General features: G+C 33.5%; 14 protein-coding genes. 6 read left to right on the forward strand and 8 right to left on the reverse strand.

The window, feature by feature from the left end:
• Window positions 1-2: 2 nt before the first annotated feature.
• The 4 genes from PQ463_RS16965 (at window position 3) to PQ463_RS16980 (ending at window position 4,634) form a co-directional block, all read left to right on the forward strand.
• Window positions 3-704: an NUDIX hydrolase gene (locus tag PQ463_RS16965; protein ID WP_274254686.1), complete on the forward strand. Its 702-nt coding sequence runs from the start codon at window positions 3-5 to the stop codon at window positions 702-704.
• Window positions 705-867: 163 nt separating this feature from the next.
• Window positions 868-2,664 (forward strand): translation elongation factor 4, encoded by a 1,797-nt coding sequence (gene lepA / locus PQ463_RS16970; protein WP_274254687.1) that lies wholly within the window; start codon window positions 868-870, stop codon window positions 2,662-2,664.
• 242 nt (window positions 2,665-2,906) lie between these two features.
• Window positions 2,907-3,527 (forward strand): outer membrane beta-barrel protein, encoded by a 621-nt coding sequence (locus PQ463_RS16975; RefSeq protein WP_274254688.1) that lies wholly within the window; start codon window positions 2,907-2,909, stop codon window positions 3,525-3,527.
• Between the two features lie 147 nt (window positions 3,528-3,674).
• Complete coding sequence (locus tag PQ463_RS16980; protein ID WP_274254689.1) at window positions 3,675-4,634, forward strand: helix-turn-helix transcriptional regulator; 960 nt, start codon at window positions 3,675-3,677, stop codon at window positions 4,632-4,634.
• 38 nt (window positions 4,635-4,672) lie between these two features.
• Here the strand turns inward: PQ463_RS16980 and PQ463_RS16985 are convergent, their stop codons facing one another.
• Window positions 4,673-5,170 carry a DinB family protein gene (locus PQ463_RS16985; RefSeq protein ID WP_274254690.1) on the reverse strand — a complete coding sequence of 166 codons (498 nt, stop codon included), beginning with the start codon at window positions 5,168-5,170 and terminating at the stop codon, window positions 4,673-4,675.
• Window positions 5,171-5,217: 47 nt separating this feature from the next.
• Window positions 5,218-5,697, reverse strand: coding sequence for a DinB family protein (locus tag PQ463_RS16990; protein ID WP_274254691.1), 480 nt, complete (start codon window positions 5,695-5,697; stop codon window positions 5,218-5,220).
• A 514-nt stretch (window positions 5,698-6,211) separates the two neighbouring features.
• On the opposite strand from PQ463_RS16990, the gene thiL reads away from it, so the two are divergent.
• Window positions 6,212-7,258 (forward strand): thiamine-phosphate kinase, encoded by a 1,047-nt coding sequence (gene thiL / locus PQ463_RS16995; protein ID WP_274254692.1) that lies wholly within the window; start codon window positions 6,212-6,214, stop codon window positions 7,256-7,258.
• A gap of 122 nt (window positions 7,259-7,380) precedes the next feature.
• Here thiL and PQ463_RS17000 read toward each other — a convergent pair whose 3' ends face one another.
• The 5 genes from PQ463_RS17000 to PQ463_RS17020 form a co-directional block, all read right to left on the reverse strand.
• Complete coding sequence (locus tag PQ463_RS17000; RefSeq protein ID WP_274254693.1) at window positions 7,381-8,079, reverse strand: response regulator; 699 nt, start codon at window positions 8,077-8,079, stop codon at window positions 7,381-7,383.
• Window positions 8,069-10,117: an ATP-binding protein gene (locus PQ463_RS17005; protein ID WP_274254694.1), complete on the reverse strand. Its 2,049-nt coding sequence runs from the start codon at window positions 10,115-10,117 to the stop codon at window positions 8,069-8,071. The genes PQ463_RS17000 and PQ463_RS17005 overlap by 11 nt, the downstream gene beginning before the upstream one ends.
• 98 nt (window positions 10,118-10,215) lie before the next feature.
• Entirely contained in the window at window positions 10,216-10,476 is a 261-nt protein-coding gene (locus PQ463_RS17010) for a hypothetical protein (RefSeq protein ID WP_274254695.1), read from the reverse strand.
• A gap of 176 nt (window positions 10,477-10,652) precedes the next feature.
• Window positions 10,653-11,471, reverse strand: coding sequence for a LytR/AlgR family response regulator transcription factor (locus PQ463_RS17015; RefSeq protein ID WP_274254697.1), 819 nt, complete (start codon window positions 11,469-11,471; stop codon window positions 10,653-10,655).
• Between the two features lie 270 nt (window positions 11,472-11,741).
• A complete protein-coding gene (locus tag PQ463_RS17020; protein WP_274254698.1) occupies window positions 11,742-13,283 on the reverse strand; it encodes a glycine--tRNA ligase in 1,542 nt (513 codons plus the stop codon).
• A 203-nt stretch (window positions 13,284-13,486) separates the two neighbouring features.
• Here PQ463_RS17020 and PQ463_RS17025 point away from each other — a divergent pair, with 203 nt between their 5' ends.
• On the forward strand, window positions 13,487-14,062 hold the full coding sequence (locus PQ463_RS17025; protein WP_274254699.1) for a ComF family protein: 576 nt from the start codon (window positions 13,487-13,489) through the stop codon (window positions 14,060-14,062).
• Window positions 14,063-14,079: 17 nt separating this feature from the next.
• Here PQ463_RS17025 and PQ463_RS17030 read toward each other — a convergent pair whose 3' ends face one another.
• Window positions 14,080-16,749 carry a zinc-dependent metalloprotease gene (locus PQ463_RS17030; RefSeq protein WP_274254700.1) on the reverse strand — a complete coding sequence of 890 codons (2,670 nt, stop codon included), beginning with the start codon at window positions 16,747-16,749 and terminating at the stop codon, window positions 14,080-14,082.
• Window positions 16,750-16,766 lie beyond the last annotated feature (17 nt).

Consider the following 16,766-nt stretch of genomic DNA (forward strand, 5'->3'; position numbering starts at 1 on the left):
AATTGACTGAAATAACTACTAACCACCACAAACCAGCCGTAGACGGCATCACGATTGACTGTGTTTTCTTCGGATTTAACAAAGAAAGTCTCGAAGTGCTCTTGGTGCAGCACGCCGAAGGCGAAAGTAAAGGCAAATGGGGACTTCTCGGCGGATGGCTTCAAATAGACGAAAGTGCAGATAATGCTGCCCAACGCATTTTACAAGAACTTACTGGTCTTGAAAACATCTATTTGGAACAGTTAAAAGCCTTTACAGATCCGCAGCGTGTTCTGGAAAGACGCGTGGTTACTATTGGTTATTATACTTTGGTCAATAGAGAAGATTATAATATTAAAGCCAGCTTAAAGGTTTTTGAAGCAAAATGGTTTAAGATAAATGAAATTCCTGAGCTGATTTTTGACCACAATGAAATTTTAAATTTCAGTTTATTACAGCTTCGAAACCGTGTGCGTCAGGCGCCAATTGGGTTTAATCTTCTTCCAGAAAAGTTTACTTTACTGCAGTTGATGCATTTGTATGAAGAAATTCTTGGAATCGAATTGGACAAATCCAATTTCAGACGAAAAATTCTTCACATGAAACTCCTGACAGAGCTGGATGAAAAGCAAAAAGACGTTTCGCATCGAGCTGCTAAACTTTATAAATTTGACGATCAGATGTACAAAAAATTAACTGAAAAAGGGTTTAATTTTGAATTTTAACGCCAATTTTAATTCACATCTTTCAACTATCTAAGATCAGCATTCCAGAATCCAAAACTTTGCGCTATCTTTGCGCCTTAATAACATGCTTTAAAGCAATTGCTTTGAGGCATATTATTCCCGAAAAAAGACTTAAAATCGATTAGAGAACCGATATATTAAAATGAAGAAGATACGTAACTTTTGCATTATTGCACACATTGACCACGGTAAAAGTACATTGGCGGACAGATTACTAGGCGCAACACAAACCGTTACAGCTCGTGAAGAAAAAGCACAATTGCTTGACAACATGGATCTGGAGCGCGAGCGTGGAATTACCATTAAGAGTCATGCCATTCAGATGGAATACAAATACAAGGGTGAAGAATATATCTTAAACTTAATTGATACTCCTGGGCACGTTGACTTTTCATACGAGGTTTCAAGATCTATCGCTGCCTGCGAAGGTGCACTTTTGATTGTTGATGCTGCTCAAAGTATTCAAGCACAAACGATTTCAAACTTATACTTAGCTCTTGAAAACGACTTGGAAATTATTCCAGTTTTAAATAAAGTCGATTTACCAAGTGCTAATCCAGAAGAAGTTAGTGATGATATTATCGATTTACTTGGTTGTAAATTAGAAGATATTATTCACGCATCGGGAAAAACTGGTTTTGGTGTTGAGAACATTCTTGCTGCTATTATCGAAAAAATTCCCGCTCCAAAAGGAGATCCAGAAGAGCCATTGCAAGCTTTGATTTTTGACTCGGTTTACAATCCGTTCCGTGGAATTGAGGTAATCTTTAGAGTTGTAAACGGTGAAATCAAAAAAGGCCAGAAAATTAAATTTATGGCTACTGACAACGAATATTTTGCTGACGAAATTGGAACTTTAAAATTAAATCAGGTTCCTAAAAATGTAGTTTCGGCAGGAGATGTTGGTTATTTGATTTCTGGTATTAAAGAAGCTCGCGAAGTAAAAGTTGGTGATACAATTACAGATGCAAAAGTTCCGACAACGAATATGGTTGCTGGTTTTGAGGATGTAAAACCAATGGTATTTGCAGGAATTTATCCTGTTGATACAGAAGATTATGAAGATTTGCGTTCTTCGATGGAAAAATTACAATTGAACGATGCTTCATTAGTATTTACTCCTGAAAGTTCTGCGGCATTAGGATTTGGTTTCCGTTGCGGATTCTTAGGAATGCTTCACATGGAAATTATCCAAGAACGTTTAGAGCGTGAGTTTGATATGACTGTAATTACTACGGTTCCTAACGTTTCGTATTTGGCTTATACTAAAAAAGAGCCAGAAAAAGCTATTGTTGTAAACAATCCTTCAGATTTACCAGAGCCTTCAAAATTGGACAGAGTTGAAGAGCCATTTATTAAAGCTACAATCATTACAAAATCTGACTTTGTCGGAAACGTAATGAGTTTATGTATCGAAAAACGTGGTTTAATTACCAACCAAACCTATTTAACTACAGAACGTGTTGAGTTAAACTTTGACATGCCTTTGGCGGAAATTGTATTTGATTTTTACGATCGTTTAAAAACTGTTTCTAAAGGTTATGCTTCTTTTGATTACTCTCCTATCGGAATGAGAACTTCAAAATTAGTTAAACTTGACGTTCTTTTGAATGCTCAAACAGTTGATGCACTTTCTGCATTGATCCACGAAGACAACGCTTACAACATCGGAAAAAAAATGACCGAGAAATTGCGTGAATTAATTCCAAGACAGCAATTCGATATTCCGATTCAAGCTGCAATTGGAGCTAAGATTATCGCTCGTGAAACCATTAAAGCACTTCGTAAAGACGTTACCGCAAAATGTTACGGTGGAGATATTTCGCGTAAGCGTAAACTTCTTGAAAAACAGAAAAAAGGTAAAAAACGTATGCGTCAAGTAGGAAACGTTGAAATTCCTCAAGAAGCATTTATGGCTGTTTTGAAATTGAATGACTAAGCTTTGTTTTTTAGAGAATAGAAGAAAGAAACAAGAATATAGATTAAACCCGATAACGAAAGTTGTTGGGTTTTTTATTTGAATATAATCCATTTCTTATCTTTTAAAATTTGTAAGTCAAAACCTATAATTTATAAAATTATTAACTTAATCGCTTGTTTTTTAACGCTTTTACAAAAACTTAAAGTTAATTTTAAGATAAAATTGTATTTTTAATCTTACAACTTTAAAACTGTAAGATTATGAAAACCAAATTTTCAATTATTTTAGCTTTATTTAGTTTTTACTTTGCAAATGCGCAACAAGAAGATCAGGTTAATTCTGAAATGAATTCTGCAAAAGGAATCACCTTTGCACATGGCGATATGTTTATTGAAGGTGCAATACAAATTAGTACGGGAGGCGATCGCGACTATTATGCTTTTAATCCCAAATTTGGATATTTTCTTAATGATAAATTTGCCGTTGGAGGACAATTGAGCTATTCTAGCAATAAAGTTGAAGCAACCGATGAAAAAACTAATATTTTTGGAATCGGTGGTTTCGCAAGATATTATGTATTGGAACTCGATAAAAAACGATTCAAAGCTTATGGAGAAGCAGGTTTAGGATATGGCAGAAATAAATACGAAAGTCCAATTACTGGTACAGATAATAGCAATAGTCTTACTGCAAATATTAATGTTGGTTTGAACTATTTTATAACTAAAAACATAGCGGTGACTTTTACTTTAGCAAACATCCTATCCTACAATAGCGTTTCTCCAGAAAACGGTCCGTCTTCAGATACTTTCCAATTAAACATCAATTTATTTGAAAACATCTTCGATCAACCAAAATTCGGATTATTGTTTAGATTTTAATTCGTTCCCACGATTATACATAAAAGCTGTTCTAGTTTAGAACAGCTTTTTTTATTCTCTTTACTTTTTTCATTTGTATCTTTGAATCTTTGCACCTGCAAAAAAGCATAGAAACTTAGCAACTCAGAACCTTAGAATCTTAAAAAAATGCTCGACGAAACCCCAAAACGATTTGACCGAATTGTAGCTATTCTTATCCAATTGCAATCTAAAAAAATTGTAAAAGCACAAGAATTGGCCGATCGTTTTGAATGCAGTTTAAGAACAATTTATCGAGACATTCGAACTTTGGAAGCTTCAGGAGTTCCTATTTATAGTGAAGCTGGTGTTGGCTACGCACTAATGGATGGTTATCGTCTTCCGCCTGTTATGTTTACGCGCGAAGAAGTAAGCAGTTTTATTGCGGCCGAAAAATTAATGCAGAAGTTTACTGACCCTTCTTTGGGAACACATTATGCCTCGGCGATGTACAAACTGAAAGCGGTTTTGAGAAGCAACGACAAAGATTATCTTTCGAACATCGAATCTAGAATTGTCATGCAAGATGCAGAACCGATGTTTAATGATAATTCGCCAAATACTTTGGCCGTTCTTTTTGAAGGAATTGCAGAGAAAAAACAAATTCTTCTAACCTATAAAACTTTTGAAAAAGACGAAATCACTGAACGTAATCTTGAACCTGTAGGAGTTTTTCATGACAATAATAATTGGTATTTTCTGGGTTATTGCCATCTTAGAAAAGATTACCGCCAGTTTAGAACCGACAGAATTCAGGGAATTAAAAAAACAGATGTTGATTTCACAATCGAACATGATGCTCTGGAAACCTATTTAACTAAAACAGAAACTCATCCAACAACAAAAGTTCGCATTTTAATTGACCGAAAAATAGCGAGATATTTAGCAACCGAAAGAAAATATCATGGTTTTATTTCGCAGAAAGAGGTTGGTGAAAAAATCGAAATGACTTTTATGTCTAGAGATATTAATAACGCTTTTCCGAGATGGTTTTTGATGTTTGGAGATTATGCAGAAATTCTCGAACCTGAAATATTAAAAACCAATGTCCTCCAATTATTGGAAATCAATAGAAAAAGACTTTTATAAAAAAACTCCTGAGAGCAGTATCTCAGGAGTTTTTTCATTTATTTCTGTTTTATAACATTATAAAAATTGTAATCGGTGTTGGAAGCATCTGTAATTCCGATATTTCGTCCCATGGTTACAATCTGTCCTCTATGATAAGTGCCATGATTGATAACTTGAATTAAATATTCTGAAATTGGCAGTTCGCATTCAAACCACGGATTCGTAATTTTAACTTCTTTCATCAAATCTTCTTCTGACAACGAGTTGATAAGGTGTTTCAATCTTGTAGATGAATTAAGCAATCCTTCAAATATTTCTTCTTTTGACAATTCGCTTTCTGGCTTCTTTACTGTCATTTCATTTTCAGAAATTACAGAAAACCAATATTCTTCTGTAGACCAAATGTGGTCTAACGTTTTTATAATAGTAGAAAAACTCGATTGAACTTCTGCATAAAGCAATTCATCAGCTTTTGGCGAAAGCCAGTTTACAAATTGCTGGTTTACCCATAAATTATAATCTGCAAAATTGGACATTATCTTTTTTAAACTCATAGTCTTAGTTTTAGATTTCTGATATTAAGTTAGTAAAAAATTATCAATTATCTTTCCCAGAAAAATGGTGGTTCGATATTTAATGCTCTTAAATACACATAAGCTTGTCCGCGATGGTGTACTTCATTGTCGATAAAATATAAGATATTCTGAATTACAGGAAATTCATATTGTCCAAAAAGGTTAAAGGTCTCACTAAAATCTTCAACCGATAATTGCTGCCAATATTTATCAATTTCTACAGTAGCTTCATCCCATTTTTCAAGATATTGCGCTTTAAAAATTAGTTTTTCAGTTCCTTCTGAGAATGGTGCAGTTTCTTTTGTTACAATTCCTTTTAGGCCTGGAACTGCAATAGCCAAAAGCTCATCTACTAATTTTGAAAAAGTTCTCATGCCGCCAATTGAAAATTCGAAGAAATCTTTCTCTGGGAAAACCTCAATTAAACGACGTGTAAGTGCTCTGTGTCCTTGCCAGTGTTTCAATAAATCTTCTGAAGTAATAACTTGTGCTTCTAATGTTTTCATGGTTTTAAAGTTTAAATATTTTTAATACTTCAAAAGTAAAATGGGCTGGTGACAACAGTTTGTCAGCAGCAAAAAATAATTTTTAAAAAATATTCTTCAACACGTTTTAGACGCACTGCAGTGCGTCTAAAACATCGGAAATCTACACGCAATTGTATACACGAGTGAAACGCACTGCAGTTCGTCTCTACAGAATAAAAAAACTTAGAACCTTAGTAAAAACACACCGCCATAGAGATACTGCGCTAATTTATTTTTTTGAATTGCCTCCAGCTTTAGCTGGGGGAAATAAATGATTATCAAAAGAGGCTTTAGCCAAAACTTTAATGTTCGGCTAAAGCCTTTTATATTCGAATTAAGCTGACCTCCAGCTAAAGCAGGAGGCAATTGATTTTTTAGACAGCAATATAAATCTGCTACAAAAAAACTTAGAACCTTAGTATCTCAGAATCTTAGCATCTTTAAAAAAATCCTTTGTACCTTTGCACCTTAATAACTTTGGAACTTAACAGAAATGATTGAAGATAAAAATCAGCAGAGAACTAGTATAGCTCAATTGGGCGAATTCGGCTTAATTGACCATTTAACCAAAAATTTTGATGTTACTCAGGAATCGACTTTAAAAAGTATTGGCGATGATGCTGCTGTTCTTGATTTTAAAGACAAAAAAGTAGTAGTTTCAACCGATTTATTAATTGAAGGCGTTCATTTTGATTTGGCTTACATGCCTTTAAAACATTTAGGATACAAAGCCGTTGTAGTAAACGTTTCTGACATTTGCGCAATGAATGCAAAACCGACTCAAATTACAGTTTCGGTTGCCGTTTCTAATCGTTTTCCACTTGAAGCTTTAGAAGAATTGTTTGCAGGAATTACACATGCTGCAAAAGAATATAAAGTGGATGTTATTGGCGGAGACACAACCTCATCTCAAAAAGGATTAATTATCAGCATCACTGCCATTGGAGAAGCTGACGAAAATGAATTGGTTTACAGAAACGGAGCCAAACAAACCGATTTATTAGTTGTAACGGGAGATCTTGGTGCAGCTTATATGGGATTGCAGGTTTTGGAACGCGAAAAACAAGTTTTTCAGGTTAACCCAAACAATCAGCCAGATTTAGATCCTTATACTTATTTGGTAGAACGCCAATTGAAACCTGAAGCACGAAAAGATATTCGCACCCTACTTCATGCTTTAGACATAAAACCAACCGCAATGATCGATATTTCAGACGGATTGTCTTCTGAAATTATTCATATCTGTAAGCAATCAAAAGTAGGCTGTAATTTGTATGAAGATAAATTGCCATTAGATCCGCAATTTATTTCTACTTGCGAAGAATTTAATATCGACAGCACGACGGTTGCTATAAATGGCGGTGAAGATTACGAGCTTTTATTTACAATTGACATTAATGATTTCGACAAAATAAAAGGAAATCCGAATTTCTCTGTTATTGGACATATGGCGGAAGAAAATGAAGGAATCCATCTTGTAACCCGTGCCAACACAAAAATTGCCTTAAAAGCCCGCGGATGGGATGCCCTTAGCGAATAAATTTTAGAAAATTCCAATAATAAAAAATTCCAAATTCCAATGCTAGGTTATTATTGGAATTTGGAATTTTTTATTTCGCTTTTTTTATTGGAATTTAGAATTTCAACATTGGGATTTTTTCCCTAAAAAAGTCCTTTACTTTTTGCTTCTTTAATTAAATCGCGATCAGAACCACTTTTTATTTTTAGCAATTCCATTAAATGCTTTTTTCGTTTCACTATCGCATTTAAGGAAATCGGGATATTCTCCAGCATTTCATGAATTGGAGTTCCCCTATCTAAATGAATTAAAATCTGTTTATCGTACTGATCTATTTCAATTGCATTATGCGTCGATTGATTGAGCATTTTTACGACCGATTGACTATAATACTTTTCATTTTTCATTACCATATCAAAAGCCAAGAGCAATTCGTCAAAAGTAAGGTCATTTTTAATGATTAATCCATTAGGCTGAATTGTCCTCATAATGGTTTTAATTTTCAGCAATTCGGTATACATTGTCAAAAGAATGATCTTACAAGAAGGCATTTTTTTCAAAAGCAATTTTGCCAGATCTTCACCCGAAAAAATCTCTTTTTCCTCATAAGGAGGCATACTGATATCCAAAAAAGCAATATCAAAATCTAATGCGTTATTGTTTTCAATTATATCATAACCTGATCTGCAATCATGCGCTTGAGAAATAAAAAACTCATATTGTTTTGGATTATAACGAGTTATAGCATTTTTATATCCTTCAATAATAAATGGATGGTCATCTACTATTAAAATATTCTTTTTAACTAATTGTGGAACCGAGGCTGTTAAATCAAATGTCATTATGCAGGTTATTATTTGGCTCTATTGGGACTTTTATGGTGAGAATTGTTCCTTCTCCTTTGGCAGATTTTATGGTAACTGTTCCCTTACATTCTGTTGCTCTATATTCTATATTATTAAGACCAATTCCGTTTTTAGTTTTATTGGTCTTAAATCCAATTCCATCGTCTTCGATGATTAAGACTAGACTATCATTTTCATTTTTAAACTCCACTTTAATAATGTCGGCCTTGGCATATTTGTTACAATTTTGGAGTCCTTCCTGAACAATTCTATACAAATTGATTTTTTCAATATTACTTATCAAATCCCATTTAATTTCAGGATCAAAAACAGTAATCAATTTCGAGCTATACGTATTTCTCTGATCTTCAAATAGTTTATTCAAAATCGAAACAAAATTATTAATTAATTCCGATTTTTCTCTATTTAAGTCATGCGAAATTTCTCGAATATCCTGCTCAACATTTTTCAATTCGTCAAGATATTTTTTTCTCTTAGCAATAGCTTCAGATTCATTTAACTTATCCAAGCTGTCCAAACTTATCCGAATACCAAACATACGCCCTAAAACACCATCATGCAATTCCTGAGCAACTTTCTTCTTTTCTTTTATTCGCGTAAGTTCAATTTCGTTCTGTTGTGAAATCATCAAATTGTAAATATCTTCGTTTGCAATCTGCTGCTGCTGTTTAAAAAGAAGCTCACGGTTTTTGGCTTGCTGTGTTTTATAAACATAAAAAAACAACCCTAGCAATGTACAAATACTAAATACATAAATCAAGGTTTTATTTTTTTCCTCAAGATTGGAGTTCTGATCTTTAATTTCGTTGGTTTCGTACTCGATACGAGAGAATTTTTCTCCCATTTTGCGTTCTGCTTTTAGCATTTGGTCATTAAGCTTAATATACTCTCGAGAATATTTTGATGCATTTTCTGGATCAATAAGCGCTATTTGTTTAAGTACATCTAATGTATTAGCTATTTGATTAGATTTTCTTGACAAAACCAAAGCCTGATTACAATATTCAATAGCAACAAGAGTATCTTTTTTGTAAGCAAAATATTCAGACAAATGTAATTTACTTAACACGACTCCCGATTTAAGCTCAAGTGTATCTCGTATTTTTAGTGCATTATCAAACTGAACAAATAGATTTCCTGTTTCTCTTAATCTAAATTTAGAATAGGCCAAATTATCTAAAATAATGGCGTACAACTCCTTATTCTGTCTATATAAATTCTCTTCATCTAATGCTTTTTGAAAATAAATTTTTGCATTCCTATAATCCCCTTTTTTTAAGTTAACATAACCAATATTATTTAGAGATGTTGCTTTCAATTGAAATTCTGTAGGAATGGATTTATCATCTAATATATTTAAAGCATTATAATGAAACTCAAAGGCCTTTTGATATTCTTCACGCTCATTATATAAAAGTCCTAATAAATTATAACAATCGTAAAGCAGATCATTTACATTTTTCTCCTGTTTTAAAATTCGTAATGCTTTAAAAACACTAATTTCACTTTCAAAATAATCTCCTCCGTTAAACTGAAGATTTCCTTTATTCAAAAATATCTTCGCTAAATTAATTTTGTCGTTTATTTTTAAATATATTTTTTCTGCTTTGAAATAGTTCAAAAAAGCACTGTCAGATATTGATTTAGAGACATAGTAGTCTCCCAAATAACTATAAGCTTTTGCCATATTAACAGAGTCCTTAGAATCTATAGATCTTTCCAAAATTAGTTTGGTAGTTAGAAAATATTCCTTCCAACCACTCATGTTATAATATCTGTTAGCAACTTTAAAAAGATTTACTTTATTGATAGAGTCATCTTTTTGATCTAAAATTATTTCAAGAGCTTTCTTATTGTAGTTTTTTTTATATTCCAAGGAAAGATTCACATCCTTAGCCTTAGACAGGTAAATAGCAAGACTATCTTTTTGCAAGTCTATATTTTTAGAATCTTTGTTATTGACACAACTCAAAACAAAGCAAAAGAGGAATAATATTATACAATTTTTTTTCAATATCGCTTAAGAGTTTTACCAAAAATAGTAAAACTATAGACACAAAAAAAAGGCTGTCCAATAATGGACAGCCTTTTTTTTGCTTATATCTATTTTTCTTAATCTAATTTTACAATTACTCTTTTAAATTGGCTATCTGCTGCAAAGCTGCTTAAATGCTTAGAATTTATTTTTGATTTATTTTCTAATGAGGCAAAATCAACTTTTTGTCTTCCCCCATTTGTAGCACCGCCACCTAAAACAGGAGGATTAATCTCCGCCATTGAAGCTGATAATTTATTAGAAACTTCTGGAGCTACAAAAGAAGTTGCTACTACTACTAAAGAAAATAATCCGATTGTTAAAGCTGTTTTTTTCATGACCTGAGGTTTTAATGTTTGTTTAATTTTTTTGGAGAAGATCCGCCGTTTGCTTGCGAATCAGAGTGTAAAACTAACACCAGGTTGAAAAAAAATTTATATGAAAAATTAGGTTTGTGGTAGATCGTACCCAATTGATAGTCAATGGATAGCAAATTCATGTAATTGTCTAATTTTTAGACTTCTAGGTAATTTCCTGCTGCAAAATCGGCAATTATCTGCTCAACATTTGCTCTATAAGTTTTAGAAAAAGGAATTTTTTTTGTGGAATTTTTTATGTAACAGATTGAGTTTCCGCTATGAATCCTCGAAATATAATTTCGATTTATCACATAACTATTATGAATACGGATAAAAGGATACGTCAAAACACTTTCAAAATGCTTTAATGTTTTAAACGCAGTAATCATTTCGCCAGTATTCAAATAAATATCTGTAGAGTTATTATCGGCTTGAAAGTAACAGATATCCGCAGCATTTAAATACCGATAATCTCCATACGATTTTATACAGATCGTTAATGGTTTTTCAATATTTTGGGGTATTGTAACATTATTGACATTGTCAATTACAATTGAAGTCTGCTCATCTATTGCATTTGCTGTTTTTGGGGCTAAATTGGCTTTTTTAAGCTTCAAAACAGTTTTCAGCAGATAAATATGTGCAATGGGCTTTAAAAGATAATCAAATACGCCATATTGAATAGCATCGAAAGCTTTCTCTTTTGTATTTGTAGTAATTATAATTTTGGGAATTTCCTGAAAGAAACGGTGCAATTCGCTTATAAAAGTCAAAGACAAATGACTTGACGGGTTTTTGGATTCGATTTCTAGAAAAATCAAATCTGGTTTGTGTTCTAAAACCAATTCTAAACCTTCCTGAAAATTTGAAGCCGAAGCCGTAAAAGATAATTCTGAAAAACCTGAAGCGGCTGTTTGGGTTTTCAAAATACTCTCAGCATCATCATCAATTATAATATACGAATACTTTTTCAATTTCAGGTTTTATTGGTTTTCTCACGGCGCAATCATAATCAAAAAAATATTCTTAATTGCTATGTAAAGAAAAAAAATTGGTCTTTATCGTAATACAAATTTAAAATTACGCAATTAAAAAATCTAAGCGATTCATTGTTAACATATTACAGGCAAATGTTAATACATAAGGATGAAATGCACAAAAAGCCGATAAAATACCAGCTTTTTAAAATCAAAAATCCCAAACTCCTTTACGGAATTTGGGATTTCTATAATAGACTGTAAAGATTACATTTTCATTAACCAGTTTTTCATCGAAACTTCGTTTTCGATAATACCTCTTAATTCAGCAATTTTTACACGATCTTGTTTCATTGTATCTCTGTGACGAATTGTTACTGTTTCGTCTTCAAGCGTTTGGTGATCTACTGTAATACAGAAAGGCGTTCCTAAAGCATCTTGTCTTCTGTAACGACGTCCTACAGCATCTTTTTCATCATAAGCCACATTGAAATCCCATTTCAAATCTTCAATGATTTTTCTTGAAACTTCTGGTAAGCCATCTTTTTTAACCAATGGCAATACTGCTGCTTTAGTTGGCGCTAAAACTGCTGGCAATTTTAAAACTGTTCTTGTAGAACCGTCTTCTAATGTTTCTTCTTTTAATGAAGTAGCAAAAACTGCCAAGAACATACGATCTAAACCTACTGAAGTTTCAACTACATAAGGAACATAGTTTTCGTTTAATTCTGGATCAAAATATTGTAATTTTCTTCCAGAATATTCTTCGTGCGCTTTCAAATCGAAATCTGTACGAGAGTGAATTCCTTCCAATTCTTTAAATCCGAATGGGAAATTAAATTCGATATCAGCTGCTGCGTTTGCGTAGTGTGCTAATTTTTCGTGATCGTGAAAACGGTAATTTTCTTTTCCTAATCCTAAAGACAAGTGCCATTTTAGACGAGTTTCTTTCCAGTACTCGTATGATTTCATTTCTTCTCCTGGACGCACAAAAAATTGCATTTCCATTTGTTCGAACTCACGCATACGGAAAATAAATTGTCTTGCCACAATCTCATTTCTGAACGCTTTACCTGTTTGAGCAATTCCAAAAGGAACTTTCATACGGCCAGATTTCTGAACGTTTAAGAAGTTCACAAAAATACCTTGTGCCGTTTCTGGACGTAAATATAAATCCATCGCATTTTCTGCAGATGCACCCAATTTTGTTCCAAACATCAAGTTAAATTGTTTTACCTCAGTCCAGTTTTTAGAACCCGTTTCAGGATCTGCAATTTCAAGTTCTTCAATCAATGCTTTCACATCGGCCAAATCACCTGCTCCCAAAGAACGTCCTAAACGCTCTCTAATTTCTTTTTCTTTAGCCAAGTATTCAATTACACGAGCATTTGTAGTTATAAACTCTTGTTCGTTGAATGCATCACCAAAACGAGCTTTTGCTTTGTCAATTTCTTTTTGCGCTTTTTGGTGAATTTTTTCAGCAAAGTCTTCAACCAAAACATCAGCTCTATATCTTTTTTTAGAATCTTTATTATCAATTAATGGATCATTGAAAGCATCAACGTGACCAGAAGCTTTCCAAGTTGTTGGATGCATCAATATTGCAGCATCAAGGCCGACAATATTTTCATTCATCTGAACCATTGATTTCCACCAATATTCACGGATATTCTTTTTTAATTCGACACCGTTTTGTGCGTAATCATATACAGCACTTAAACCATCGTAAACTTCGCTTGACGGAAAAATAAATCCGTACTCTTTTGCGTGCGAAACCACATTCTTAAATATATCTTCTTGTTTTGCCATAGTGATGCAAAAATATAAAAACTAGCTTTATAAAAAAGAAAAATTATAAAGATTGAAGCTCTGTTTTTGTTACTTTTGTAAATAAAATCTCTCTTTTTGTGATTAATTATCTAATAAATCTATTTTTCCCTAAAGTCTGTAGCGGATGCCGCTCACTTTTACTTCAGAATGAAACAGTTTTTTGCACCGTCTGCCGACACGAAATGCCTCTAACCCAATATCATTTAAATCCTAAAAATGAAGCTGTCAAAAAGTTTTATGGTAAAATTGACGTTCAATTTGCATCTGCTTTTTTGTATTTCAATAAAAAAGGAATGGTTCAGGAATTAATCCATAATTTAAAATACAAAGGTCATCAAGAAATCGGAACCGTTCTGGGAGATTGGTACGCTGAAGACTTAAAAGAACTTCAGCTTGAAATTCCTTTTGATGCTGTTATTCCCGTTCCGCTCCATAAAAGAAAATTTAAGGAACGGGGATATAATCAAGTTACTACTTTTGGAAAAGCAATCGCATCGGGTTTTGAACTTCCTTTTGTAGAAAATATCCTTGTTAGGAAATTATATACCAAAACACAATCCAAGAAAAACCTTTTGGGAAGATCTGAAAATATTGAAAACATTTTTGATGTCAAATTCAGCAAATCTGATCACAATAAACATTTCCTAATTGTTGACGACGTACTTACAACAGGTGCAACACTTGAAGCATGTTCAAAAGCTTTGCTAAAAATACCTGGTGCTAAGATTAGTATAATCTGTATGGCGATGGCGCATTAAGCTTTGAAACTCAAAAATTAATTCACCAATATTTTTTTCACTTCTTTTCTGTTACCATCAGTAACCGTTACAAAATAAAGGCCTGAAGGCACATTTGGCAATTGAATATCTTGAATAAAATATCCTGAACCCTGGAAAGTTCTATCGTAAACATATTTTCCATTAATATCATTAACGTAAACTTTAATCTCGCTTACTGAATCTCTTTCAAATTGCACTGTAAAAGTTCCTTTGTTTGGATTTGGATACGCAACAAAATCAACATTTTCAAAATCATCATTTCCTAATGTATAGGTTTTAGTGCAAATATTTACAGATGCAGAATTTATTGTTCCCAAAGAACCTACCTTATCATCAAAAACTCTAAAAGTCCAATTTCCTTGCTGATTTTCTCCATTAAAAGCACTTAGAGCAGTTGAAGGAATAACAATCTGGCTAGTCGTTGTATTACAATTTAAGGCGGTTCCGCTATCATCAAACTGTAAAGCAAAAGTTGAATTTGTACTTCCACAGTTTTTATTAAATAAAGTAACCACTGTTCCGCTTGGACTTATGATCTGCATGGTCAGATCTGAAAATCTCGCATGCGTTACATTTACCGAAACATTGACATCAGAAACTAATCCTGAAGAAGCAGGCACAGCAACATTTTTGTTTACATTGACATTGACGTCAGTTGAATATCCACCACCAAAATTATAAGATGAACAAGATGTTGAAACTGTATATCCTACTGCAAATGGTTTGCTATTTATAGCATAGTAAATATTATTAACTGGTTCTATCAAAAGTCTGCAGTTGGTTGAAGCATCAATTTCTGGAACTAATATCGTTTCAGAACCGTCATTTGGAGTATTGGCTGCTAAAACTACTGGATATGTTAATCCGCCATCTACAGACAATTTAATATTTACGTTTGATGATCCTGGTAGTGTATTCGTATTATTTACGCTCCACGTAATCGTTTGTACCGATCCTTTTGCCCACCCCAGATTATCGTCTGCTTGTGAAGTTACTGCAAACGGTCCAGCTGCGGCAGTTACAGTTACGACCATAGCATCTGTATTGGTTTGCCCCTTTCCTAAAGCGGCATTGTCCCTTCCTGTAAGCGTAAAATTCATTGTTTTTGCAATAGAAGAAACAGATTCCCAACTTGTGGTCAATTGATTATTTAATACCGAACTTAAAGCAGGCATATAGCGAACTGGTGATGTTGTTGGCGGTAAAGATCTGAACATCGGCCCATCTAGTTTTGTAGGATACGTTAAACTATTACTGCCAAAAGTTGTTGTAGCACTATCAAATTGTTCCCAAGTATAAGTTATAGAATTCCCTTCAGGATCAGAACCTGTTCCTGTTAAAATAAATGGTGTACTGATTGGAATTGTATAGTCTGAACCCGCATTTATTACAGGCGGATTATTATCCGTTATAGGTATAGATACTGGACAAGTTTTCCCCGCCAGAATACTCTGTATCTGACTAATACTTGCATAAGCAAAATAATCGTCTGAATGGCTCTGAACATCATAATTTGTTATTCCAGCATATCCCATAATGGTTGAACCGCTTCCTGGTTCGTAACACGCTCCAAATCCTTCATTTGCATGCGAAAAAGTATGCGTTGCACCAAGTTGGTGTCCCATTTCATGAGCAACAAAATCAATATCAAAGTTATCACCCAGAGGTTTCGCATCTGCAGGAGATGTATAGGCACTACCCTTTCCAACAGAATTGCTAGGAGTCGGACTATCGCATACACAGCCGATACAACTTGCAAGCCCTCCTCCGCCAGAACCTCCAAACAAATGACCGATATCGTAATTGGCTTCGCCAATAACACTAGTTAACGTTGTCTGCACTTCTTTTGGCCAAGTAGGATTAGTATCAGCGGCACCTATACTAGGAATAGAATAAGGATCTGTAGAAGCGTCTGTATAAATAACAGCGTCATTATTTGCAACTAAAATTAACTGTACTGCAAGGTCTCTATTAAAAATACCATTTACTCTTGTTAAAGTAGCATTCATTCCTGCTAAAGCTCCTGCTTTTGTTCCGCCAAAAAAAGCGGTATATTCTCCTGTACAAGATAATGCCAATCTAAGTGTTTTAAATTGTTTGGCATTAGAAGTTGTTCTCGCAGTAGTTGTAGATTTATTTTCAGAAATCAAATTAATCGTTTTACAATCCAAAAGCGCTCTTGACTCTGCATTGTCTGTCGATTTAAATAAAACGTATTCCGATTTATTGTTTGGGTTCTGCTCAATAAATTCCGTTGGTTTTGCTGTTCTAAAAACCATAGTCTGCATTCCGATTGGAGCAACGCTAAAATGTATTTTAGCATTTTTATCGTCTATTCCTCGACCTTCATAAGATCTGATTTCTGGATATTTTGCCTGTAATTCTGGATCAAAATTTGAAGATTCCCAAACCGAAAAACGTTCTAAAATTCCATCCGTATTTGGAATAGTAATTTCCGATGTAGTATTTTTTGCTGTTTTATTTGATGCTGAAGCGAGCTTCGAACTCAAAAGGCTTGCATTTAACTTATAATATAATTTATTGGAACTTCCCCCATCAGCTTTTCGCGAAAGCGATGAAGAAGCTACTTTCTGCCATAAAGCATCTTGTGCGTTAATAGTTGCAGAACAGAAAATTAAAAATATATAAAGTAGTTGTTTTTTCATACTCTTAAAATATAATA

It is taken from the genome of Flavobacterium sp. KACC 22763, assembly GCF_028736155.1.
Classification (GTDB): Bacteria; Bacteroidota; Bacteroidia; order Flavobacteriales; family Flavobacteriaceae; genus Flavobacterium.